At 71.5% G+C, this 23,808-nt stretch carries 12 protein-coding genes; 6 read left to right on the top strand and 6 right to left on the bottom strand.

What is annotated here, in order from left to right; genetic code table 11:
- Window positions 1-18 precede the first annotated feature (18 nt).
- Window positions 19-1,374 (bottom strand): phosphoglucosamine mutase, encoded by a 1,356-nt coding sequence (gene glmM / locus WMF20_RS23980; protein WP_129576507.1) that lies wholly within the window; start codon window positions 1,372-1,374, stop codon window positions 19-21.
- Window positions 1,375-1,862: 488 nt separating this feature from the next.
- Here glmM and glmS point away from each other — a divergent pair, with 488 nt between their 5' ends.
- A complete protein-coding gene (gene glmS, locus WMF20_RS23985) occupies window positions 1,863-3,683 on the top strand; it encodes a glutamine--fructose-6-phosphate transaminase (isomerizing) (protein ID WP_437616927.1) in 1,821 nt (606 codons plus the stop codon).
- A 110-nt stretch (window positions 3,684-3,793) separates the two neighbouring features.
- Complete coding sequence (locus tag WMF20_RS23990; RefSeq protein ID WP_437616928.1) at window positions 3,794-5,095, top strand: nucleotide sugar dehydrogenase; 1,302 nt, start codon at window positions 3,794-3,796, stop codon at window positions 5,093-5,095.
- 60 nt (window positions 5,096-5,155) lie between these two features.
- On the opposite strand, the gene WMF20_RS23995 is transcribed toward WMF20_RS23990, so the two are convergent.
- The 4 genes from WMF20_RS23995 to WMF20_RS24010 form a co-directional block, all read right to left on the bottom strand.
- Window positions 5,156-6,373: a PAS domain-containing protein gene (locus WMF20_RS23995; RefSeq protein WP_129576510.1), complete on the bottom strand. Its 1,218-nt coding sequence runs from the start codon at window positions 6,371-6,373 to the stop codon at window positions 5,156-5,158.
- Window positions 6,374-6,512: 139 nt separating this feature from the next.
- The gene (locus WMF20_RS24000; protein WP_437616929.1) at window positions 6,513-11,750 is read right to left on the bottom strand and encodes an AAA family ATPase; all 5,238 of its coding nucleotides are present in this window, start codon (window positions 11,748-11,750) and stop codon (window positions 6,513-6,515) included.
- Between the two features lie 307 nt (window positions 11,751-12,057).
- Window positions 12,058-13,386, bottom strand: coding sequence for a vanadium-dependent haloperoxidase (locus WMF20_RS24005; protein WP_437616930.1), 1,329 nt, complete (start codon window positions 13,384-13,386; stop codon window positions 12,058-12,060).
- A gap of 287 nt (window positions 13,387-13,673) precedes the next feature.
- A complete protein-coding gene (locus WMF20_RS24010) occupies window positions 13,674-15,512 on the bottom strand; it encodes a CotH kinase family protein (RefSeq protein WP_437616931.1) in 1,839 nt (612 codons plus the stop codon).
- Between the two features lie 443 nt (window positions 15,513-15,955).
- Between WMF20_RS24010 and WMF20_RS24015 the strand changes: the two genes are divergently transcribed.
- On the top strand, window positions 15,956-17,824 hold the full coding sequence (locus tag WMF20_RS24015; RefSeq protein WP_437616932.1) for a cellulose binding domain-containing protein: 1,869 nt from the start codon (window positions 15,956-15,958) through the stop codon (window positions 17,822-17,824).
- Between the two features lie 133 nt (window positions 17,825-17,957).
- Here the strand turns inward: WMF20_RS24015 and WMF20_RS24020 are convergent, their stop codons facing one another.
- Entirely contained in the window at window positions 17,958-18,560 is a 603-nt protein-coding gene (locus WMF20_RS24020) for a TetR/AcrR family transcriptional regulator (protein ID WP_437616933.1), read from the bottom strand.
- A 186-nt stretch (window positions 18,561-18,746) separates the two neighbouring features.
- Here WMF20_RS24020 and WMF20_RS24025 point away from each other — a divergent pair, with 186 nt between their 5' ends.
- From WMF20_RS24025 to WMF20_RS24035, 3 genes are all read left to right on the top strand, one after another.
- On the top strand, window positions 18,747-21,359 hold the full coding sequence (locus WMF20_RS24025; protein ID WP_437616934.1) for a PEP/pyruvate-binding domain-containing protein: 2,613 nt from the start codon (window positions 18,747-18,749) through the stop codon (window positions 21,357-21,359).
- Complete coding sequence (locus WMF20_RS24030; RefSeq protein WP_437616935.1) at window positions 21,352-22,734, top strand: MFS transporter; 1,383 nt, start codon at window positions 21,352-21,354, stop codon at window positions 22,732-22,734. The genes WMF20_RS24025 and WMF20_RS24030 overlap by 8 nt, the downstream gene beginning before the upstream one ends.
- Before the next feature lie 202 nt (window positions 22,735-22,936).
- Window positions 22,937-23,782 carry a class I SAM-dependent methyltransferase gene (locus WMF20_RS24035; RefSeq protein WP_437616936.1) on the top strand — a complete coding sequence of 282 codons (846 nt, stop codon included), beginning with the start codon at window positions 22,937-22,939 and terminating at the stop codon, window positions 23,780-23,782.
- Window positions 23,783-23,808: the final 26 nt, after the last annotated feature.

Consider the following 23,808-nt stretch of genomic DNA (forward strand, 5'->3'; position numbering starts at 1 on the left):
GCTCCTGGTCGTGCGCGCTCATGCGTTCAGCGAACACGACAGCTCGCGCGCGATCACGTCGGCGAGCTCCTTGACGTACGCCTCGAGCCGAGGCTGCTCCGGGCCTTCCGCCATGATGCGGACGACCGGCTCGGTCCCGGACGCGCGGACCACCATGCGCCCGGCGGCGCCGAGCTCACGCTCCACCCTGCCGACGACCGCGGCGATCGTCGGATTGCTCCTCAGCCCGTTCCTGTCGGCGACCATCACGTCGGCGCGAACCTGCGGGAGCCTCTCGAACGGTCGTGTCAGCTCGCTGAGCCGACGGCCCGTCCGCCTCACGACGTCGAGCAACAAGAGCCCCGACAAGATCCCGTCCCCGGTCGTCGCGTGGTCCAGCCAGACGATGTGCCCTGACGGCTCGCCGCCCAGGTTGTAGCCGCCGCGCCGCATCTCTGCGATGACGTGGCGGTCCCCCACCTCGGTCCGCTTCGTCGCGACGCCGAGCTTGCCGGCCGCCTGCGCGAGCCCCGCATTGCTCATCACCGTCGTCACGATCGTGTCGTTCGCCAGCCGGCGCTCTCGCGTCGCGGCCGACGCGCAGACATACAGGATCTCATCACCATCGACCGCCGCACCGAGCTCGTCGACGGCCACCAGCCGGTCCGCGTCGCCGTCGAAGGACAGCCCCAGCTGCGCGCCGCTCCGCAAGACCTCTCTTCGCAGCGCCTCGACGTGCAGCGAGCCACACGCGTCATTGATGTTCAATCCGTTGGGCGCCACCCCGATCGCGACCACGTCCGCGCCGAGCTCCCGGAAGACGCGGGGCGCGAGCTCGTGCGCGCCCCCGTTGGCGCAATCGAGCACGACCCGCGCCCCGTCGAGGCGCGCCGGCACGGCCGCCTTCAGGTGGCGCAGGTACGCCTCCGTCGCCTGTACGTCGACCGACGTCGCGCGGAGCTGTCCGCCGACCGGGCGTGGCAGCCTGTCCTCCGGCGCGTCGAGCAGCTGCTCGATCGCCTGTTCCATCCCGTCCGGCAGCTTGAAGCCGTCCGCGCCGAAGAATTTGACGCCGTTGTCCTCGGCTGGATTGTGAGACGCCGAGATCATGACCCCTGCCCTCGCGCCGAAGTGCCTGGTGAGGTACGCGACGGCCGGCGTCGTCACGACGCCGAGATGGATGACGGAAGCACCGATGGACGAGAGCCCAGCGACGACCGCCGCCTCCAGCATGGGGCTGGAGACGCGGGTATCGCGCCCGACGACGAAGGTCGCGCCGCTCGCCTCGCCCGCCAGCGCGTGGCCGCCGCAGCGACCGAGCCGGAAGGCGAGCTCTGGCGTCAATTCCAGGTTTGCGATACCGCGAACGCCATCGGTGCCGAAGTATTTTCCCATGTAGTTCCACCTCTCCGCGAGCCCTCCGCGCGTGCGGAGAGCTCGTTCGAAAGCAGGCGCGCCGGACGGCGAGCTTGCTCGGCGCGCGCCCGATTCCCCTGCTGGATGGCTCATCCTGCGCAGGCGCGCTGGCCTCTTGCCCCGTGGCCTCTTGCCGTGCCTTCAGCAACGGCCGTGCCGCGTGCCGATGTCGGGCGCGGCCGTCGCGAGTCCAGCTGGATCGGAGGGCCGACGCGCTCGCATTCCACGCGAGCCGCCTGACAGGAGCGCGCGGCGGCGAGCAACGGTTGGCGTGGTCGCGCAACCCCACCTTGCGCGGCGTCCGCGGTCATGTCCGCCTGTCCGTCGCGCGGCCAGGTCCAGGCACGGTCCTCGTCGAAATGCGCCGGATGGCACGACGGGTGCAAGCGCCCTCGGACGAACAGCGGTCCATCGCTTCACGGCGCGTCCTGTGATGTGAGGCGCCTCCGCGTCATCGGGTGCAAACCATGTGTGGAATCGTTGGCTACGTCGGTTATCGTGACGCAAAGGAAGTGCTCCTCGAAAAGCTCGCCCGGATCGAGTATCGCGGCCATGACGGCGCGGGCCTCGCGATTCGCACCGTGACGGGTATCGAGGTCTACAAGAAGGGCGGGCCGCTCGCGGGCCTCGCGCGAGAGCTGGAGCTGCGCTCTGTCCGCGGGATGCTCGGCCTCGGTCACACCCGGTGGGCGACGCACGGCGCGCCCGACGACCGCAACGCTCACCCTCACGCCAGTGAGGATGGAACCGTCGTCATCAGCCATAACGGGATCATCGAGAACTACCGCCCGCTCAAGGAGCGGCTCGCCGCCCAGGGCCACGCGTTCCGCTCCGAGACCGACTCCGAGGTCCTCGCGCACCTCATCAAGGATAGGTACCGGGGAGACCTCGCGGGCGCCGTCCGCGCGGCCCTCACGGAGGTGCGCGGCGCGTACGCCATCGTCGTCGCGCACGCCGAGCACGAGGAGATCGTCGCGGCCCGCAGCGTCAGCCCCCTCGTGATCGGCGTCGGAGACGGCGAGATGTTCCTCGCGTCGGATGTGCTGGCGCTGCTCCCGTACACCCGCCGCGTGGTATTCCTCGAGGACGGCGATCTCGTCGTCCTGCGCAGCCAGAGCTACGACGTCACGGATCTCGGGGGAAGGCCGCGCGCGCGCCCCCCCACCGTCGTCGACTGGAGCGCCGAGGCCGCCGAGAAGGGCGATTGCGATACGTTCATGCTCAAGGAGATCCACGAGCAGCCCCGGGTCCTCGCGCAGACCATCGCGGGCGGCCTGCGCGGCGGCGCCGGAGAGGCGCGGCTCGATCTGCGCCTCGACCCTTCCTCGATCGATCGCGTCCAGATCATCGGATGCGGCACCGCGTACCACGCTGGCCTCGTCGGTGAGCACCTCATCGAGCGGCTCGCCCGGGTGCAGGTCGAGGTCGACATCGCGAGCGAGTATCGGTATCGCCAGCCGATCGTCGACGAGCGGACGCTGGTGATCGCCATCAGCCAATCCGGCGAGACCATGGATACCCTCGAGGCCCTCCGCGAGGCGAAGCGGCTCGGCGCGAAGACGCTCGGCATCATCAATGTCCAGGGGAGCAGCATGACCCGCGAGGCGCACGAGGTCCTCTACGTCCACGCCGGGCCGGAGATCGGCGTCGCCAGCACCAAGGCGTACACCGCCCAGCTCAGCGCGCTGTTCCTGTTCGCCCTCTGGCTCGGCCAGGCGCGCGGGGTCGTGAGCGCCGCGCGCGCGGCCCAGCTCTCCGCCGAGCTCCGCGACCTGCCGCGCGTCGTCGACGAGGCGCTCGACGCGGCGCGCGTCGCGGAGATCGAGCGGATCGCCGCCAAGTACAGGGACGCCCGCGGCTGGCTGTTCCTGGGGCGCGGCGTGAACGCCCCGAGCGCGCTCGAAGGCGCCCTCAAGCTGAAGGAGCTGAGCTACGTCTACGCCGAAGCGCACGCCGCCGGGGAGATGAAGCACGGCCCGATCTCCATCGTCGACGAAGGCCTCCCCGTGGTCGTCATCGCGACCGAGTGCTCCCTCCTCGAGAAGGTCCTCAGCAACATCCAGGAGGTCAGGGCGCGCTCCGGGCGGGTCATCGCCCTCGTCAACGATGGGGACACGGAGGCCGCCTCTTATGCGGACGACCTGATCCGGCTCCCTCGCACCGACGAGCTGCTGAGCCCCGTGGTGAACGCCGTGGCTCTGCAGCTCCTCGCGTACCATGTCGCGTCCCTCCTCGGGAGGGACGTCGACAAGCCTCGCAACCTCGCCAAGAGCGTCACGGTCGAGTGAGGCGACAACCCCAACCTGATCGCGCCCGTGAGGCGAGGCGATCGCGCCGACGGGCAGCGCCGCGCCGCCCGCGCGCCAGCATCGAATGAACCAAACAGAGAGACCGAGATATGGAAAGACTCCTCAGGAAGATCGAGCGCCGCGACGCGAACGTGGTGGTGGTGGGTGTGGGCTACGTCGGCTTGCCGCTCGCGGTCGAGCTCGCCAGGGCGGGCTTCGCCGTGACGGGCTATGACAAGGATCCCGAAAAGGTGCGCCGGCTCGGCCGCGGCGAATCGTATATCGACGACATCCGCTCCGCGGAGCTCGAGCCGCTCATCGCCACCGGGAAGCTCACGGCGTCCGCCGATCTGGACGTCTTGGGCGCCGCGGACGCCGTCGTCGTCTGCGTGCCGACGCCGCTGAGCAAGAACAAGGATCCGGACATGAGCTTCGTCACCCAGGCGATGGAGGAGATCGCGGAGCGGCAGCACGCCGAGATGCTGATCGTGCTGGAGTCGACGACCTACCCGGGCACGACGCGCGAGGTGCTCGCGCCAACGCTGACGCGCGGGGTCTACGAGCTCGGCAAGGACGTGTTCGTCGCCTTCAGCCCCGAGCGCGTGGATCCGGGCAATGCGCGGTGGAAGACGCGCAACACGCCCAAGGTCATCGGCGGAATGACGCCGGCGTGCCTCGCCGTGGGGAGGGCCCTCTATGGGGCGATCATCGACACCCTCGTGCCGGTCTGCAGCACCGACACGGCCGAGATGGTCAAGCTCTTCGAAAACACGTTCCGCGCCGTGAACATCGGCCTCGTGAACGAGGTCGCGCTGATGTCGCGGCGGCTCGGCGTCGACGTGTGGGAGGTGATCCGCGCGGCGGCGACGAAGCCCTTCGGCTTCATGCCCTTCTACCCGGGGCCGGGGCTCGGCGGGCACTGCATTCCCATCGATCCGCTCTACCTGTCCTGGCGCATGCGCGGCCTCAAGTACCAGGCGCGGTTCATCGATGTCGCGGACAGCATCAACAGCGCGATGCCGGGCGAGGTCGTCTCCCTGGTGCACGAGTCGCTCAACCGGCACCGGGTGCCGGCGAACGGCGCGAAGGTGCTCGTCTCGGGCGTGGCCTACAAGAAGGACGTCGCCGATTACCGCGAGTCGCCGGCGATCGACGTGATCCACGGCCTGCGCGGCCTGGGGGCCGAGGTCGACTACGTCGATCGGCACGTGCCCGAGGTCCGCGAGCACGGGCTGGAGATGAGGAGCGTATGCCCGAGCGTCGACTACGGACGCTATGACGCGGTGGTGGTCGTCACCGACCACTCCGACACCGACTATGCCCGAATGCTCTCGGAGTCGAGGCTCATCGTCGACACGCGGGACGCGCTGCGGACGCTGGACGGCGACAAGTCCAAGGTGGTGCGCCTGTAGGCCGGGGCGAGCCTGAGCGGGTCTTCCAGGAGGTCGACGAGCGGCCCTCCCCGCGACAGCTCAGGGCCGCCGCTCCCTCCGCGCGGGGCCCTGCATGCAGCGAACCAGGGCGTCCCGGAGGTTCGCGAGGGTGACGATCCTCGAGAGATCCACGCCGAGCGACACGATGGTCTGCGCCACCTCGGGCCGGATGCCCACCACGATCCCGCGCACCCCGAGGAGCTCGACGGCGCGGACGAGCCTCACGATGTGATCGCCCGTGCGGTGGTCGAGCCCGTCGGCGCCGGTCAGGTCGATGATGGCCGAGCGGCAGCGGGTGCGCATGATCGCCTGGAGCAGCACCTCCATCATCTGCTCGGCGCGGCGCTCGTCGACGGACCCGAACACCGGCATCGTGATCACGCCCTCCCAGACCTCGATGATCGGCGTCGAGAGCTGGCGGATCGCCTCCTGCTGCCGCTCGATGATGTCGAGCTTGTCCAGGAGCACCGCCTCCGCCCGCTTGCGCGCGGTGATGTCGCTGAGCGAGCCCGCCATGCGCGTGGCCCTCCCCTGCTCGTCCCAGAGCGCCTGCCCGCGCGAGCAGAGCCAGCGCAGCTCGCCCGCGTCGGTGCGGCGCCGGAACTCCACGTCGTACGGCGCGCGCCGATCCAGGTGGCCGCGGAGCGCGGCCTCCACCAGGTCCCTGTCCTCCTCGCCGACGAGGCGCAGGAAGGACTCGATAGAATCGCCGAGCTCGCCGTCCCGACAGCCGAGGATGTCCTTGAAGCGCTCGGAGTAATAGGCGCCCCCGGCGGCCAGGTTCCAGTCCCAGAGCCCGTCGCGCGAGCCTTGCACGGCCAGGGCGAACCGCTCCTCGCTCTCCTTGAGGGCCATCTCGGCGCGCCGGCGCTCCGCCCGCTCCGCCACGTCGCGCAGCGAGCGCTCGATCGCGGTGGCGAGGCGCCTGAGCTCGCTCTTCAGGACGTAATCGTTCGCGCCGGCTCGCATGACCTCGGCGACGGTCGTCTCACCGATGCTGCCCGAGACGATGATGAAGGGCAGCTCCAGCCCGCGCTCCTTGATCATGCGCAGCGCCGCCAGCGAGTCGAACCGGGGCATGCTGTGATCGCAGAGCACGACGTCGTACGCCTGCCGCGAGAGCGCCTCGGTCATCCCCTCGGGCGTGTGCACCCGCTCGTGCGACGGATCGTAGCTCCCCCGCTTGAGCTCGCGCAGGATCAGCCGCGCGTCTTGCTCGGAGTCCTCGACCAGGAGGACGCGCAGCGGCGCGCCCATCTAGGACGCGCTCCCCGGCCGCGCGACCGCGTTCATCCGAGGGTGGTCGTGGCCCGCGCGAGCGGCCCGCGCGTTGTCATCGACGAGGGGGTTCGTTCCGTGGTTCATGGCGTTCCTCGCGAACAGATGAAAACCCGGCCTAGAGCGTGAAATAAAACGTCGCTCCCTGGCCGACGGCGCCCTCGGCCCAGATGCGGCCTCCATGGCGCTCGACGATGCGATGTACGGTCGCGAGGCCGACGCCGGTCCCCGCGAACTCCTCCTCGGTGTGCAGGCGCTGGAACGTGCCGAACAGCTTCGCGGCGTACTTCATGTCGAACCCGGCCCCGTTGTCGCGCACGAAATACGTCGCGCGGCCGCCCCGCTGCTCCTCCTGCCCACCCTCCATCTGCCCGAGCTCGATCCGCGCGTCCGCCCGCTTGCTCGTGAACTTCCACGCGTTGCCGAGCAGGTTCTCCAGCACGATCCTGAGCAGCTGAGGGTCGCCGTCCGCCGCCACGCCCTCCGCGACGACGCACTCCACGGCGCGCTCCGGCTCTGGACGCTGCAGCGCGGCGAGCACCTCGCGCGCGAGCGCGCTCATGTCGACGCGCTCGCGCTGCATCTCGGCGCGCGTCACGCGCGACAGCCTGAGCATGTCATCGATGAGCTCCGACATCCGCTGGCTCCCCCGGCGCACCTGCGAGAGCAAGTCGCGTGCCTCCTCGTCGAGCTTGTCGCCGTAATCCTCGATCAGCGCGAGGCTGAACCCGTCGATGACCCGGAGCGGCGCGCGCAGATCGTGCGAGACGGAGTGGCTGAACGCCTCCAGCTCCTTGTTGGCCACCCGCAGCTGCGCCGTCCGCTGCTGGATCCGGAGCTCCAGCTCGCTGTTGAGCTCCCGGAGCGCCTCCTCCGCCCGCCGGCGCTCGGCGTTCTCCCTCGACAGCGCCGCGTAGAGCCGCGCGTGCTCCAGCGAGCTCGCGGCCTGCGACGCCAGGAGATCCAGCGTCAGCGCCCGCTCCGGCGTGAACGCGCCGGCGGTCAGGTTGTTCTCCAGGTAGAGGAGACCCACGAGCGCCGCTTGCCGCAGGAGCGGGATGCACAGCACCGACTTCGGCCGGTTCAGCCGCACGTACTCGTCGTCCGCGAACCGCGGCTCGCCCGCAGCATAGTCGAGCACGACGCGCTCTCTCGCCCGCCGGACATGCCCGAGCAGGGTCATGGGCGCGGCCGACGAAGGCAGCGGCACCGCGGGGCTGCGGACGCTCACCACCATGCCGGCGGCGGACGCCTCCGCCTCGAGGAGCAGCGTCCCCGCCTGCTCCCGGAGCAGGTACCCCTTCTCGGCGCCCGCGTTCTCGATCGTGATCCTCATGAGCTTCTGGAGCAGCCGCTCCAGGTCGATCTCGTCGGAGAGCGCCTGGGACGCCTTGATGACCGCCATCAGATCGATCGCCGACGGCCCCGCCGGCAGCCCGAGCCGCTCCGACGCCGAGGGCGCGCGCGCGGCGAGGAGGGCGCCGTATCGCCCCTCGAGCTGCGCCACCTTCGCGGACGCGCCCCACGCGCGGTAGCACCGGTGGGCCTCGGTCATGTAGACGCCGGCGACCTTGTCCCGGCCGAGGCCGAGGTAGAACCTGGCCGCGAGCTCGCTCGCGAGCGCCTCGTCGTGCACGAAGCGGTTCGTCTTGGCCGCCTGGATCGACCGGTCGTAAAGGTCCATCGCCTCGACCCGGCGCCCGGCGGCGCGCGCCTCCTCCGCCTCGATCAGGAGGCGCTTGTGCTCGAAATTCTCGGGGCAGCCCGCGGCGTACGAGAAGACCTTGCCCCGGTAGCGGGCGAGCATGCCGCCGAGCGGCTCCCGGGCCGCCCGCGCCGGGGGCAGCGCCAGGATCGCGAGGCACAGGTGGAACGCCATGTCGACCGACAGGATGAGGCCCGCGCTCCCGCCGATCGTCTGGTCGGCGATGGTCCCCATCTCGATCGCGCCCGCGTAGTCCTCGGCGAGCAGCGCCAGCCGGAGCTTGGCCACGGCGTACCAGCACAGCGTGCTCACGAGCTCTGGCGCCACGATGCTGTCCACGAAGGCCGGCTCGTCCAGCGTCTCGTCCCCGATGGAGTGGAGACCCGCCGTGCGTCCCCGGAGGCAGGCGACGAGCTGCCGCCCGATCGTCACGTTCGCCGTGCTCGCCGCGTTGTAGGTCTGCCGCACAAGGAGGAGGAGCTTCTCGATCTCCTCGCCGACGGCGCCGAGCTCGTCGCCCAGGGCGATCCGCGTCCAGACGATGTTCGACAGGGTATACGACAGATAGTTCAGGTCGCCCGACTCGGGCCCTGCGCGCATGGCGCGCCGGGCATGCTCGAGCGACAGACGGAGCGACTTCTTGCAGAAGCTCACGTTGAGCGCGAACATGTAGTGGAGCCGGCACTTGATCGAGATGTTGTTGTATCTCTCGTTGAGATCCAGCGCGAGCTGGCCGAACTCGTGGGCTGCGTCGTACTCGCCGCGCGTGGCCAGCACGAAGCCGTAGGTCAGGTATCCGAAGGCGGCCTCCTCCGAGTGCCCGTGCTTGAGGGAGATGTTCGCCGGCATCACGCAGACCAGCGCGAGCAGCACGGGGTTGATGATGAACGCCACCCCCCACAGGTTCGCCAGGATCTTGAGCGCGATGAGCTGCTCGGGATCGGTCATCGACGGCGCGTCGATGAGCTCGCGGATCCGGCGCCCGCCGAGGTTCACGCGCACCGCCGCGAGCTCCGCCTCGAGCGCGGCCCGGCACTCGTCCTCCGCCTCCGGCACGCGGATGCCGAGGAGCGCGAGCGCGGCGCGCCCGACGTCCATGGCCTGGACATACCGGATCTGCATGCAGTAGAGGACGACCCGCAGGTTGAGGATCTGCGCGCGCTCGAGCGTCGATCGCGCCCGGCGCAGGATGACGTCGAAGAGCGCCTCCGCCTCCTCGTGGCGGCCGATCAGGTACTCGCCCTCGGCGAGCTCGGCGGACAGCTCGAACGTCGTCGCGTACTCGTCGCCCCACCCGGCCTCGCCGAGCAGCGCGGCGCCTGCCCGGAAATACCCGACCGCGGTCTGGAACGCGGTCGCGGCCTTCGCCCGCTTGCCGGCCGCGAGGTTCAGCCGCGCGACGTCCACCTGCTCGCCGCGCTCGGCGATCAGCGCGGCGCCCAGGTTCGTGTGGTGGACGATCTGGAACACGTCCTCCACGTGCCCCTCGTCCGCGCGAGATCTCCTGAGCAGCCTGCCGATCCGCAGGTGGACCTCCTGCCGGCGGTCCTCCTCGATCATCGAGTAAGCGGCCTGCTGGACGCGGTCGTGCAAGAACTTGTACGAGATCCGGAGCGCCTCGAGGTCGTGCTGGTCCTCGACGTCCTCTCCCCTGGGCGCGTGGAGAAAGCGGTACTCGGACGTGAGCGGCACGACGTACCCTTCGCGGAGCGCCTCCCACAGATCGGCGGCCGTCGCGGCGGGCGTCTTCTCGTGGATGATCGCCAGCGTCCTCAGCTCGAACTGGTGGCCCATGCACGCGGCGAGCTTCAGGATGCGCTGCGTGCCGGGCGCGAGCTTCCGGATCTTGCCGACCATGAGGACGACCACGTTGTCCGTGATGTCCGCCTGCTGGATGCGCGCGAGATCCCACTCCCACGCTCCGGTCCCCGCGTTGAAGCCGATCAGCTTGTCCCGGTGGAGCGCCCCGAGGAGCTGGCTCATGAAGAACGGGTTGCCCTGCGTCTTCTCGGAGACGATCGCGGCGAGGGGCGCCACCCGGTCCGCGTCGGTGGCGAAGGTGTCGGCGATGATCTGGGCGACGGTCGACGGCGCGAGCGGCTTGAGCGTGATCTCGCCGAGCTTCGCCCCCGCCTTCCTGATCTCCTCGACCGTCAGCGCGAGCGGGTGGGCCGGGCCGACCTCGTTGTCGCGGTACGCCCCGAGGACGAGGAGATACGCGTTCTCCGGGTTCGCGAGGACGGCCTGGAGCAGCCGGAGCGACGCCGAGTCGGCCCACTGCAGGTCGTCGAGGAAGAGCACCAGCGGGCGCTCCCTCGTGGCGAAGACCCGGAGGAAGCTCTGGAAGACGATGACGAACCGGTTCTGCGCTTCGGTGGGCCCGAGCTCCGGCACGCCCGGCTGCGGCCCCAGGATGGCCGAGAGCTCCGGGATGAGGTCGATCACGAGCTGCGCGTTCGGCCCGAGCGCGGCGAGCAGCCGCTCCTTGAGGCCCGCGAGCTCCTCGTCGGAGCCCTGCAGGTGCCCCCGGATGAGGTCCCCGAAGGCGTTCGCGATCGGCGCGTACGGGACGCTCCGGTTCAGGAGGTCGAACTTGCCCGAGATGAACGCGCCGCCCCGCGCCGCGATCGGCTTGTGGACCTCGTTGACGAGCACCGATTTGCCGATGCCCGAGAAGCCGGCGACCAGGAGCAGCTCGACGCCGCCCTGGCCCACGCGATCGAACGCGAGCAGGAGATCCCTTGTCTCGGCCTCGCGGCCGTAGAGCCGCTGGGGGATGTGGAGCTCGCCGGAGAGGTCGCGCTGGCCCAGCGGGAAGGGCGCGACCTCTCCGCTCGCCTCGAGCTGCGCCAGGCACTCGCGCAGATCGACCGCGAGCCCGAAGGCGCCCTGGTAGCGGTCCTCCGCGGCCTTCGCGAGGAGCTTCATCACGATGTCCGAGACCACCCTCGGGACCTCGGGCGAGACCTCGTGAGGCGGCGCGGGCCTCCTCGCGATGTGGCTGTGCACGATCTCCATCGGGTCCGACGACGGGAACGGCAGGCGGCCCGTGAGCGCCTCGTACATCACGACGCCGAGCGAGTAGAGGTCCGTCCGGTGATCGAGGGTGCGATTCATCCGGCCGGTCTGCTCCGGCGACATATAGGCGAGGCTCACCTCGATCGCGTCGGGGCTCTGGGCCGGCTGGGTCTCCTGGGACAGGCGCGTCGCGACGCTGAGGTCGCTCAGCCTCGCCGCGCCCGTGCGCACGTTGACGAGGATGTTCCTGGGGTTGATGTCCTTGTGGATGACGTGCCGGCGATGGAGCGCGTCCAGGGTCTCCGCGACGGAGGCGGCGATCCTGAGCGCCGTCCGGAGGTCGAGCCGCTGCGCCTTGAGGACGTCGTGGAGCGCCTGCCCGCCGAGGTCCTCCATGACGAGGGCGAGGCCGCTCTCGTGCCGCTCCAGGCCGTACGCCGTGACGACCCCGGGCAGCCCGAGGTCGCGCATCATCATGTATTCGTAGCGGAGCTTCGCGACTTCTCGAGGGCTCTCGTGTGAGCGCTTGAGGAGCTTCACCGAGATCGGCGCATGATCGGAATTCCGGTAACCGCGGTAGAGAGCGGTATCCAGACCCGATTGGATCTCCTCCGTGATTGTGAACCGGCTCACTCAAACCTCCCACGCCCGCGATCGAGCCCGGCTCGAAGCTGCCCGTGCGCTGGAGGCCGATGTAGCATCCCCCGAGCGAAGACATCACCCAGGCCCACAGACACTACAGGCGGCCACGAGCGCGTGGCGGCGTCCGAACCGGCAAGACCAAGGCCCCCCTGGTCAGGAGACCATACTATTCCGGTTGTCCTGGCTCAAACAAGTGGGAACGAAAACATTCCGAGCGGTGCCATCATGAGGTCGTGTCGGCGCATGAAGGCACACCGTCCGGCGGCGCCGAAGCGGCTGAGCACGCCGCGCGACGGGCCTACAGGGGCTCGAGGAAGCGCTGGTGCACGTACTTGGCGATCTTCTTGCCTGTCCTGGCCCCGACCTCGCCCGAGCCGCGGTAGTGGATGCCTCCCCAGACGCGGGCGTTGATCACCCCCTCGACGGCGTCCTTGAGGGAGTCGAACACGATGTCTCCGCACGTGTTCGTCCCGACGAGCGGCTCATCCAGGTCGCCGCCGCCGAAGAACTCCATCAGCGCGTAGAGCGTCGCGCCGCTCACCATCGGGTGGCCGGCGGGGTATTCCTGGTTCGGCGAGGTGGTCATGAGCGGCTTCCAGTCCGAGCCCGGATGGTAGTCGTTGATCGAGGTGATCGGCCGCCAGAAGTTGTAGTGATTCTTGCTGTTCACGTTGGAGATCATGGCGTCGGCCTGGGTGAGCATCGCGAGCGCGAACACCCGCGCGGCCTCGTAATTGTCCAGCTCGAAGTCCGAGACGAGCTGGCGGGTGAACGCGTACGTGCCGCTGAAGACGAACCCGTCGCAGGCCTCCCACCAGAGGGCCTCGAAGGCCTGCTGCGGGGTGCGCACGGTGCTGTCCACGGCGCCGTAGGCGCGGGTCTCCTCCAGGTCCCTGCGGAACGCGCCGTTCCTGGGGCGGGGCGGCGGCGGGGGCAGGAACTGGTCGTTGTCCCGCATCGTCCAGGGGGTCATGTCCCCCCACCAGAAGAAGAACGGCTGCGACGTGCCGGGGAACGTGTCGGCCGGGTCGAGCATGACGTACTCCCCCGGCAGGCCGGTCATCGGGTCGCCGTCGCCGTCGTTGTCGGGCCACTCGAACTCGAGATCATCCGGATTGTTCCACCCGTCGCCGAGGCGCTCGTTCCACAGGTTGATCGCCGCCGCCTCGCCGATCCGGATGCCCTCCTCCTTCTCGGGGCCGTCGGGGATCGCCGAGAGCTGCGCGTCGTAGACGGCCTCCACCATCGGCAAGAGGTCCTGGAGGCCCGGGTTCGCGAACTCCGGCGGGAGACTCTGGTTCGAGTAGAAATCGATGTACGTCGCCAGCATCGTCCGCCCTGCCGCGGCCAGGGCCGCCTCGGGGGAGGCGGGCCCCTCGGCGTCCACGGGCGGCAGGTAGGTCTCGTAGCGCGCGGCCTCGGGGATCGAGTTGAGCGCGTCGTGAATCGAGACGTGCAGGAGCGCCGAGAGCCTCGACGCCATGAAGAAGCCCGTCAGCGGCTCCATCTGCGCCATCACCGTGTTCCAGTCGCGGACCTCCTGGTTGGCTCTGGCGTCCTCGGACCCCACGAGCGCGGCGGCCGATATCGCCGCCGAGAGCAGCCCCTTCCATCTACGCCCTCCCATGCCGGTGTTGTGTGGGGTACACGCGTCCTTTTGGTCATGTCCGGACAACAGCATCGAACACCCCCTGGCAAGATCAGGTAATTCGTCGCACACGACGTGTGCGCCCCCCCCGATCCTGTGCATACGATGTCCGTCGCGACCTGCAAATTCAATCCACGACGTTTTTGAGCTCTCTTTGCGTCACCGCGGCCTCGCACGCGGTCCCCGCAATCGGGCGGTCGCGCGCACACGCGCGCACCACCTGCGCGGACGCACGCTGTATCCTGGTGGCGATCCGGCCCGGCGCGTCACTGCGCCAGGTACGCCTCCACGTCCGCGGCGCGCCCCTTGGCGTGAGCGATCAGCGTGGCGAGGCCGTTGTCGAAGTCCGCGGGCGACGCGAGGTGCGTGTGCCCCTCGATCTCGCCCTCCGGCCCCACGACGTACGGCGCGATGAGGTCGTGCGCCGCCTTGAACCACGCCTCCGCGGCGGCCGGCTCGTACTCCACCTCCGCGGCCTGCCTCACGTAGTCGCGGTAGATCTCGAGGTAGACCGGGTCGTCGAGCAGGTAACGGATGAGCGGCCATTGCTCGCTCACCTCGGACATGTCGAGGGGCAGCGCCTTCAGCCCGATGTTCGCGCCCACCGAGTCGGGGTCCGTCCACGCGAAGGTGTGGTCCCACGGGATCCACGTGAATTGCCCGCCCTTGTTCGGGTCCGAGTAGAGGTAGTAGTTGTGCGGCAGGCGGCCGTACACGTCCCAGTCCTCGATCACCGTGTTCAGCGCCAGCCAGTGGAGGAAGCCGTCGACGTCGAGGCGCGCCTCGAGCCCCGCGCGCCAGGCGGCGGCGTCGGTCCGGTCGGCGTGGAGCGCGTCGAACAGCGCGCGCGCGTCCGAGAAATCGGCCTCCTCCTCGTGGTTCTCCTTGACGAGGGTGTCGGGGTCCCACGTCTCCCACCGCGCGCCGGTGCCGTCGGGCTTGTAGACATTGCCCTTGTGGCCGCCGAAGTGCCTGTCCAGGAACGAGTTGTCCGATGGGACCTCGATACCGGTGTACAGCCCGAAGTAGATCGGTCCGTCCCCGTGATCGATGAAGACCCGGTAGAACGCGGTCGCGGGCGCGGGGATCCCCGCCTTGGCGAAGATGTCGGTGCCGAGCTTCTCGCGCAGGAGCGACGGATCCAGGTAGCTGCTGGTGAACGCCAGCCCGTCGAACCCGTAGAACCGCTGATTCTTCGTCTCGGGATACTCGTCCTCGAACCGGTCGAAGTTGAGGCGCAGCGGCAGCTTCCAGTTGCCCGCCCCCCAGGGCAGGAGCAGGCTGGCGTTGCCCCGGAGGCGGATCCCGACGTGCTGCCACTTCCGATCCTCGGTGGCGACCTCGCACTCGACGTAGACCGGCGAGCGCGGGATGAGGTCGACGCTGCTGCTGAGCCCGGGATCGCCCCCTGGCCCTCCCGGCCCGGCCGGCATGCAGGCCAGGCCCGCCTCTTCCTCGGTGCACGTCCCCGGGGTCTCGGTCCCGAAGATGTCGATCGTGCAGGGGTCGGACACCGCGAGATCGTTGCAGGCGTCGATCCAGTCCTGCGGCGGCTCGAACTCGCCGGGATCCTGCGGCTTCGGCAGGCAGGTCAGGCCGCCGGGGAGCACCGAGCACGTCCCCTCGGCGGGGGACCCGAAGAGCTCGATCGTGCACTCGTCGCCGGCCACGAGCTCGTTGCAGGCGTCGACCCACTCCTGCGGCGGCTGGAATACGCCGGGCCCCTGGACGCCGAACTCGCCGATCATCGACGCCATGTCGTCGATCATCTCCTGCCACTTCTCGGGCGCGATGGTGATGTCGATGCGGGGGACCCGGTCCTGCGGGAACGCGCGGTCGTAATCGGGCTCGTCTTTGGGGCTGCCGCCCGCGCCGCCGTCTCCGCCGGCCCCGTCCCCGCCCGTGCCGTTCCCGCCCGTGCCGACGCCGCCCGTGCCGTCACCGCCCATGCCGTTCCCGCCGGTGCCGGTAGTGCCGCTTCCACCGCCGCTCCCGCCGGCGCCGGTCCCGGACGCGCCGGGATCCTCGGATCCGCCGCAGCCCATGAGCGGAGCGGCGGCCAGCGCGGCGAAAGGCAAGAGATAACGCAGACTCCGTAAGTTCATCGATCGCTCCTCAGCTCGGCGGTCCGAGGCAATATTATGTCAATCGTGCTTCTATCGCGTGACAAATGTGTCCGCCGACGGCGCTGGGAGCCGGCCAAGGTGCGGGGGAAGTGAATATTTCCAGGCAGGGTGAGGTGGAGCTTTCTGCAGGAGCCGAGGTGGAATTTTCCACATGGGGTGAGCTGGGCGTTTCGCGTTGCAGGACGGCGGCGCGATCGCTCGCGCACAGCAGCGCAGCGCGCGCGCCGGCCGACGCGACCGGCACGCACGCCGCGTTGGCGATCTGGGGTCGACGAGGTCCATCGAGGCGAGATGCACGCGGTGCATCCCGCGCATGCCGCCTTCGCATTGGAAGGGCAGCGCCCCGCGACCTACATGGCTCGGCACGCCACGGCGCCGCGCACGAGCGCAGCGCGACACGGCGCAACCCGGAGATCACGAAGATGGCTTGGTTGGACGTCATCCATCGAAATCCCGCCTGCAGCGGGGCAGGACGGCGAGATCTTGCTATTTCAACACGGCCGGCGAGGGCGCCGCGAGGGGCGCTCTGCGCCGGCCTGCTCGGCGCGCTGCTCGGCGGCTGCGGCGGCGAGCCCGCGCCCCTCGAGTCGACGGGATCCAGCGATGTGCTGTCGGGCCAGGAGGCGCTCGTCGCCGGCGACCTCACGGGGCTGGAGCACGCGTGGGAGACGGTCCCGAGCGTGGTGCGCAGCGACGGATCCGAGGAGTTCGTGCTGGAGGTCGACCCCGTGGACGACGTGGTGAGCGTCGAGCTCACCGGGCTCGCGATCCAGCTCGAGGGCCCAAGCGACCTGACGTTGCGCGACGACGGCGTGGGCGCCGATCGCGTCGCCGGAGACGGCATCTTCTCGGTCGGGCCGTTCCGCTTCGACCCCACGCCGCCGTTTCCGCTCCCCGCTCATTACGAGTCGAGCCCGGACAGCCCGGCTGGCCTCTATGCCCTGGAGGTCGGCGACCTGGTGATGACGAAGGCGACGGGAGAGACCGTGACGTTCTTCATCCGCCCCCAGGTCGGCGCGCTCGCGCCCAGCGTGCCGGTCGCGCCGCGGCGGGTCCTGAGCCCGAAGTACCGCGCGGCGTCGCACCTCGTCGAGGTGCGGGACGCGCGCGCCGACAGCCAGCGGCTGCTGCGGGGCGCGGGCGGCGACGTCGCCGGCATGCTCTCGGACATGTACGAGGTGGTGCCGGACGTCTTCGACTTCGCGGTGCTCTCGGCGACGTCGCACCTCGAGCGGCCGGGCAGCGCGAGCAACGGCAACTCGGGCGTCCACTCCGCCGTGAAGATCGACTATACGGGGATCGGGCGCGATCCGGTCGACTACTCCCAGTCGTATTACAGCCGCCGCCTGAAGGGCGTCGCCGTGCTCGACAACCTGCGCCGGGGCTGGCTGAGCAGCAACTTCGTGCACGAGCTGCTCCACCAGTGGGGCGCTTACCTCCCCTACGATCTCGGCATGACCGACGGCTTCCATTACTTGCCGACCACCAGCGCGGCCAGCCTGCTCGGCGGGATGGAGTGGATCGACAACGGAAACGGCACCTTCACCCTCGACTGCGACAGCAACGGTCGCGGCGGGGCGAGCACCGCCTCGCCGCTCGATCTCTACATGATGGGGCTCATCCCGGGGAGCATGGTCCCCCCGCTCCGCAGGCACGGCGGCGGCCTCTTCGACTACTGCGACACGGTGATCCCCTCGGTCCAGGCCACCGTGACGATCGCGCAGATCCAGGCGCAGCTCGGCGTGCGGACCCCGGCGCCGGCGACGGCGCAGCGCGACTTCCACATCGCGTTCGTCGTGGAGGCGCACGGCCGCGATCTCACCGACAGCGAGCTCACCTACTTCAACACGCTGGCGGAGTTCGCGACCCGGCCGGTCCCGGCGGGGCAGCCGAACCCGATGCTCAGCAACAACTGGGTGCCGATCACGCGCTATTTCGGAAACGGCACGACCTGGCGCACCGACATCCCCGACGCCCCGGCCAACCCGGGGGCCGTCACGGCGAGCATCCAGCTGAACGCCGACTGGGCGACCGGCTACTGCGCCAACGTCACCGTGACCAACGGGCGCAGGTTCGGTATCTGGGGGTGGGAGACGGTCATCGACCTCGGGCAATCGACGGTCAACTCGAGCTGGAACGCCAGCTTCGGCTTCGATGGGAGCGAGATGACCGCCACGAGCACGCCGTCGAGCGGCCAGCTCGACACCGGCGGGTCGACGTCGTTCGGGTTCTGCGCCAACAAGACCGGGGCGGCGTGGCAGCCCCAGGTCGTCAGCGCCAGACACCTGTGACGCGCAGCGCGGCCGCCCCGCGCCCGCGGGCGCGCCGCCGAGGCCACCGGGTCGAGGCCATCGAGCGCTGAGCCCACCGTGGCGCCCCCCCGCCGCCGCCGCGCCCCGACCGGCGCGGCGCGGCGGGCGCGCGTCACGGTCGCCCCGCGGCGGGCGCGAGCGTCCGGTAGATCGCGTCGATCGCGAACGCGAGGTAGGCCCGGCTCTCGGCCCGGTCGAACCCCTGGTTCGAGAGGTGCTGGTGGAACGGCCGGAAGTGCAGCGCGCCGAGGAAGAGATCGGCCGCGTGCTCCGCGGAGACCGGGCGCAGGAGCCCGCGGGCGATCGCGCGCGAGAACCACGCGGCCACCTCGCGCCGCGCGCGGACCGGCGGCAGATCCTCGCGCCGGTCGGCCATCGACTCGACGCTCATGCCCGCCGATCGGAGCACCGCCAGGCACGGCACGATCCGCTCGAGGTACGCGGAGATCTCCTCGCCGAGCTCGAGGAGCTGGATCCGCGCGTCCCGGTCGTCCGGGCCCGACCGGGCGCGCGCCATCCACGGCGGCTCCATGGACGGCTGCAACGCCGCGCGCAGGAGCTGCTCCTTGGTGCCGAAGCGCTGGAACAGCACGCCGTGCGAGATGCCGAGCCGCTCCGCGATGACGGTCGTCGAGACGCCGGCGCCGTGCTCCAGGAAGCACGCGCGCGCCCCGTCGAGGATCTGTGCGTCCGTGATGTTCCGCGGCCTTGCCATTTATAAGTATCCTGATACTTATCGTGTTACAGGACAATGACTTCCTGGTGACGATTCTCACAGAACGCTGACGCTGGCGGCTCGAGCGAGGCGCTGCCCGGAGGGCGGGCGGACGCCGCGGAGCTCGGGGCGCAGGGGGAAGCGACCTTTCTTGGCCAAAGGAGGCGCCTGATGCTTGTTCATCGCTTGAGCCAGCTATCCCGAGCCGATCTTTCCACCGCGGGCGGCAAGGGAGCCAACCTGGGTGAGCTGCTCCGGCTCGGGCTCGCCGTACCGCCCGGGTTCGTGGTGAGCGCGGGCGCCTATGCCGAGCAGGCGCGCGCGTGGGGGCTCGCCGAGCGCCTCGCGGCGCACCTCGACGCGAGGCGCTGGGACGACGCGGCCTCGGCGGCGGCGGAGCTCTTCGAGGGGGGCGCGCTGCTGCCCGGGATCGAGGGCGCGGTCCGCGACGCGTACCGCGAGCTCGGCGCGCCGCCGGTCGCGGTGCGCTCCTCGGCGACGGCGGAGGACCTCGCCGACGCCTCGTTCGCGGGCCAGCACGAGACGTACCTCGACGTGGCCGGGGAGGACGCGCTGCTCGCCGCGCTGCGGCGGTGCTGGGCGTCCCTCTGGAGCCCGCGGGCCCTCGCCTACCGGGCAGCGCGCGGCGTCGATCACCTGGGCGTCCACATCGCCGTCGTGGTGCAGCGGATGGTGCCGGCCGAGTTCGCCGGCGTCCTGTTCACCGTCGACCCGGTGGCCCAGCGCGCCGACCGCATGCTCCTGGAGGTCGCCCCGGGCCTCGGCGAGGCCGTGGTCTCCGGGCACACGACCGGCGATGTGTACCGCCTGCGGCGCGCGCCGTTCGCCGGAGCCGCGGCGCACGGCTCGGACAGGGCGAACGGGGCCGCGGCGCACGGCGCGGGCACGACGAACGGGGCCGCGGCGCACGGCGCGGGCACGACGAACGGGGCCGCGGCGCACGGCGCGGGCACGACGAACGGGGCCGCGCACCCCGGGGCGGACGACCTCGCGATCGAGGACCGCGACCGCCGGGAGGCCGGCCGCCCCGCGCCGAGCGACGCCCTGGTGCTCGAGCTCGGGCGCCTCGGGCTCCGCCTCGAAGCCCACTTCGGCTGTCCGCAGGACGTGGAGTTCGCCATCGCCGGGGGCTCCCTGCACCTGCTCCAGTCGCGCCCCATCACCACGCTCGGCGAGGCCGAGATCGAGCCCCTCCCGCCGCCCCCGCAGCTGAGCCGCATGCAGCGGAGAATGCTCGAGGCCAACGACAACGACCGGTTCCCCGTCGCGCCGAAGCCGCTCGATCAATGGGGCTTCCGGATGACGCTCCCCGCGCTCGTGCGCATGGTGCGCTTCGTCGGGCTCGACGTGGACGAGGACGAGGAGCGCGCGTGGGTCGACCAGCTGTGGCGCCCGATCTTCGTCCCGCCGCGGATGCGACCCACCCTCCGGCTGCTCCGGCTGCCGCGGAAGGTCGCGGCCAGCCTGCGCGACGACGCGATGGCGTGGTGGGAAGCTGACGGGCTCAAGCGGCTCCTTCCGGCCTGCGCGCCGGTCGATCTCCGCGCGCTGGACGGCGCCGCGCTCCTCCGCCGCGCCGACCGGATCGCGGAGACCACGACCGCGGTCCTGGGCGAGCGGTTCGAGAGGAGCGCCAGCCAGCTGGCCGCGGTCGCCCTCCGCGTTCCGGTCACCCTCGCCGTGGGGCCGAAGCGCGCGGCGACCGTCATGAGCGACCTCGTCTCGGGCGTGCACACCCGGACGTCGGACGTGAACCTCGCGCTCTTCCGCCTCGCGCGCCGGGCGGCGAGCGCCGGTCCGGAGGTCGCCGGCGCGATCCGCGAGGGGCGCCCGGAGGCGCTGCGCGCCTCGGAGGCCGGCCGGGCAACGCTGGCCGAGGTCGAGGCGTTCCTGGACGAGCACGGGCACCGGGAGAGCGCGGGGCTCTACCTCTCGGCGCCGACGTGGCGCCAGGATCCCGCGCCCGTGTGGGGGCTCCTCCGCGGCCTGCTCGACGCCGCCGAGCCACCGTCCGAGGAGGCCGGGCTCGCGCGTTACCACGCGGCGCTCGAGGAGGTCACCCGCGCGCTCCGCTTCGTGCCGGGACTGGCCGACGCTTTCCGCCGCAACGTCGAGCGGCTGCGGAGCGCGATCGCCTTCCGGGAGCGCACGCACTTCGATCTCGTGCGCTCGTACTCCGCGCTCCAGGCCATCGTGGCCGAGATCGCGCGGCGCCTCGTCGAGCGCGGGCACCTGCCGAGCCCCGACGATGTCTTCTACCTGACGGAGGCCGAGGTCCGGGCGTGGCTCACGGGGGAGGCGCCGCCGCTCGAGCAGGTGAAGCGGCTCGTGCAGCGGCGGCGCGCCACGTACGGGGTGGTCAACGCGCGGTGGCAGAGGACGGCGTTCGAGGCGGGCGCGCGAGGCGCCCCGGGCGACGAGCTCCGCGGCGTCGGGGCGTCGTCCGGGGTGGTCCGCGGCAAGGCGCGCATCGTGCGCGACGCGCGCGAGTTCGAGCGGCTGAAGGCGGGGGAGATCCTGGTCTGCCGCTACACGAACCCCGCGTGGACGCCGCTCTTCACCCTCGCCGCGGGCGTCGTGACCGACACCGGCGGCGCGGTCTCCCACGCGGCCATCGTCGCGCGCGAGTACGGGATCCCGGCGGTGCTGGGGGCCGCCGGGGCGACCGAGCGCATCACGGACGGCCAGGAGATCGTCGTGGACGGGACGGAGGGCCGGGTGGCGCTCCTCCGCCAGGTCGGCCGTCAGGGCGATGCGGACGAGCGCGGCCGTGGCTGAAGCCTCGTCGCGCCTGCCGGTGCGGCTGCTCGCCGCCATCGCGCTGTCGGCGGCGCTCGCGCCGCTCAACTCGACGATGGTCGCCGTGGCGCTGCCGGAGATGGCGCGCACGCTCCGCGCCGACTCCGGCGCGCTCCGGCAGGCGCTCGTGACGAGCTACCTGCTCACGAACATCGTCCTGCAGAGCCCGGGCGGGAAGCTCGGCGACCGCCTCGGCCACCGGCGCGCGCTCGGGCTGGGCCAGCTCCTGCTCTCGGTCGGGGCCGCGCTCGCCTACCTCTGGCCGGTGCTCCCGGCGCTCGCGGTGGCGCGCGTTCTGATGGCCGCGGGCGGCGCGATCGTGGTCCCGAGCGCGACGGCCCTGCTCCGCACGGAGCTGCCGCCCGAGGTGCGCGGGCGCGCCTTCGGCACCTTCGGGGCGGTGATGGGGGTGGCGGCGGGCACCGGACCGGCGATCGGGGCCCTGCTCGTGGGGTCGTTCGGGTGGACGTCGATCTTCCTCGCGAACGTCCCGGTGCTGCTCCTCTCCGCCGCCCTCGCGCACGCCGGCGCGCCGCCGCGCCCCGCGGCCGCGGCGCCCGCCGCGCCGCGAGCGCGCTTCGACGTGGTGGGCTCGGCGCTGCTGGGCGGGTCGCTCGTCGGGCTCGCCCTCGGCCTCGAGGCCGCCGACCTCCGCTGGGCCGCGGCGCTCGGCGCGCTCGGCCTCGTGCCCTTCGTGCTCTGGGAGCGGCGCGCGGCGGATCCCGTCATCGACTTCTCGCTGTTCCGGCGGCGCGCGTTCGTCGGCGGCAGCCTGCTCATCGCGATCCAGAACTTCGCCCTGTACGCGACGATCTTCGAGCTGCCGCAGGTGGCGGGGCGGCTGTTCCACGTCGGCCCGCGCGACGTGGGCACGACGCTGCTGTCCATGATGGGGACGATGGTGGTCGTCTCGCCCTTCGCGGGGCGCGGCTCCGACCGCTTCGGGCCGCGCGCGGTGGCGCTCGCCGGCTGCTCGCTCGCCCTGGTCGGCATGCTCCTGCTCGCGGCGCGGCCCTTGAGCGCGCTCTCGGACGCGATCCCCGCGCTCGTGCTGCTCGGCGCCGGGCTGGGCCTGACGTCCGCGCCGTCGCAGTCCGCGGCGATGAGCGATGTCCCGCGGGAGAAGAGCGGCATGGCGGCGGGCCTCACCGCGACGATGCGCTACCTCGGGGGCATCGCTGGCCTCACCGTGCTCGGCCTCGTGCTCACCGACCGCCCGGCGGGCGACGTGGTGATGCGCGAGCACACGATGGCCACGTCGATCTTCGGCGCGGCGCTGCTCCTGACGCTCGGCTGCGCCTTGCTCCTCCCCGGCCGCGCCGCCGCGCCGGCGGCGGCCGCGGGCTCCCGGTAGCTCGGCCTGCCTCGCGAGGGGGCGGCGGGCCGCTGGGACCGGCGCGCCGCGCGAGCGGCGGGCCCCTGGGACCGGCGCGCCGCGCGAGCGGCGGGCCCCTGGGACCGGCGCGCCGCGCGAGCGGCGGGCCCCTGGGACCGGCGCGCCGCGCGAGCGGCGGGCCCCTGGGACCGGCGCGCCGCGTTCGTGGTAGGGAGCGCGGATGCACCGCCGCCCTCGCCTCGCCGCCACCTGCGCCGCCCTCGCCGCCCTCCTCAGCAGCTGCAGCGCCACGCCCGACGCCGCCGCGCCGGCGGGCGGCGGGCAGCGCGACGCCGCGAGCGGCGCGCAGGCCGCGCACGCGGGTCATGCCCCGTCGCAGGGCCCGCAGGGCGCGGGGCACGACGGCCACGGCCCTGGGCACGGCCATCACGCCGGCCACGGCCCTGGGCACGGCCACGGCCCTGGGCCGCTCGTGCACCGCTTCGAGCGGGCCGAGGACTGGGTGCCCGCGTTCGAGGGACCCGAGCGCGACGCCTGGCAAAAGCCGGCGGAGGTCGTCGCCGCCATGCGGATCGCCCCGGGCATGCGGGTCGCGGATCTCGGGGCCGGCACGGGCTACTTCCTGCCCCACCTCTCCCGCGCGGTCGGACCGGCCGGCGCGGTCATCGGCCTCGACATCGAGCAGGACATGGTCCGGTACATGACGGAGCGCGCCGCGCGCGAGCGCCTCGCCAACGTCACCGCGCGGCAGGTCCGCCCCGACGATCCCGGGCTCGACCCCGGCTCGGTCGACCGCATCCTCGTGGTCGACACCTGGCACCACATCCCCGATCGCCCCGCCTACGCGGCGAAGCTGAAGGCCGCGCTCCGCCCGGACGGCGCCGTGGTCGTCGTCGACTTCACCGAGGCCGCAAGCCACGGCCCCCCGAAGGACCACCGCATCCCCGCCGAGGCCGTCGCCGCCGAGCTCCGCGCCGGGGGCCTCTCGCCCGAGATCGTCGCGGAGGACCTGCCCGAGCAGTACATCGTCGTGGGCCGGCGCGCCGGCGCCGGCGCGGCGCGCTGACGCGGGCAGCGCATCGGCGCCCTGCT

Origin of the sequence: Sorangium sp. So ce834 (assembly GCF_051521425.1) — a bacterium.
GTDB classification, from domain to species: Bacteria; Myxococcota_A; Polyangia; order Polyangiales; family Polyangiaceae; genus Sorangium; species Sorangium cellulosum_D.

Bases quoted from the DNA above. Each gene is read 5' to 3' on its own strand.
- WMF20_RS24015 (WP_437616932.1), top strand. From the start codon at position 15,956: ATGGCTTGGTTGGACGTCATCCATCGAAATCCCGCCTGCAGCGGGGCA.
- glmS (WP_437616927.1), top strand. From the start codon at position 1,863: ATGTGTGGAATCGTTGGCTACGTCGGTTATCGTGACGCAAAGGAAGTG.
- WMF20_RS24035 (WP_437616936.1), top strand. From the start codon at position 22,937: ATGCACCGCCGCCCTCGCCTCGCCGCCACCTGCGCCGCCCTCGCCGCC.
- WMF20_RS23990 (WP_437616928.1), top strand. From the start codon at position 3,794: ATGGAAAGACTCCTCAGGAAGATCGAGCGCCGCGACGCGAACGTGGTG.
- WMF20_RS24020 (WP_437616933.1), bottom strand. From the start codon at position 18,560: ATGGCAAGGCCGCGGAACATCACGGACGCACAGATCCTCGACGGGGCG.
- WMF20_RS23995 (WP_129576510.1), bottom strand. From the start codon at position 6,373: ATGGGCGCGCCGCTGCGCGTCCTCCTGGTCGAGGACTCCGAGCAAGAC.
- glmM (WP_129576507.1), bottom strand. From the start codon at position 1,374: ATGGGAAAATACTTCGGCACCGATGGCGTTCGCGGTATCGCAAACCTG.
- WMF20_RS24005 (WP_437616930.1), bottom strand. From the start codon at position 13,386: ATGGGAGGGCGTAGATGGAAGGGGCTGCTCTCGGCGGCGATATCGGCC.
- WMF20_RS24010 (WP_437616931.1), bottom strand. From the start codon at position 15,512: ATGAACTTACGGAGTCTGCGTTATCTCTTGCCTTTCGCCGCGCTGGCC.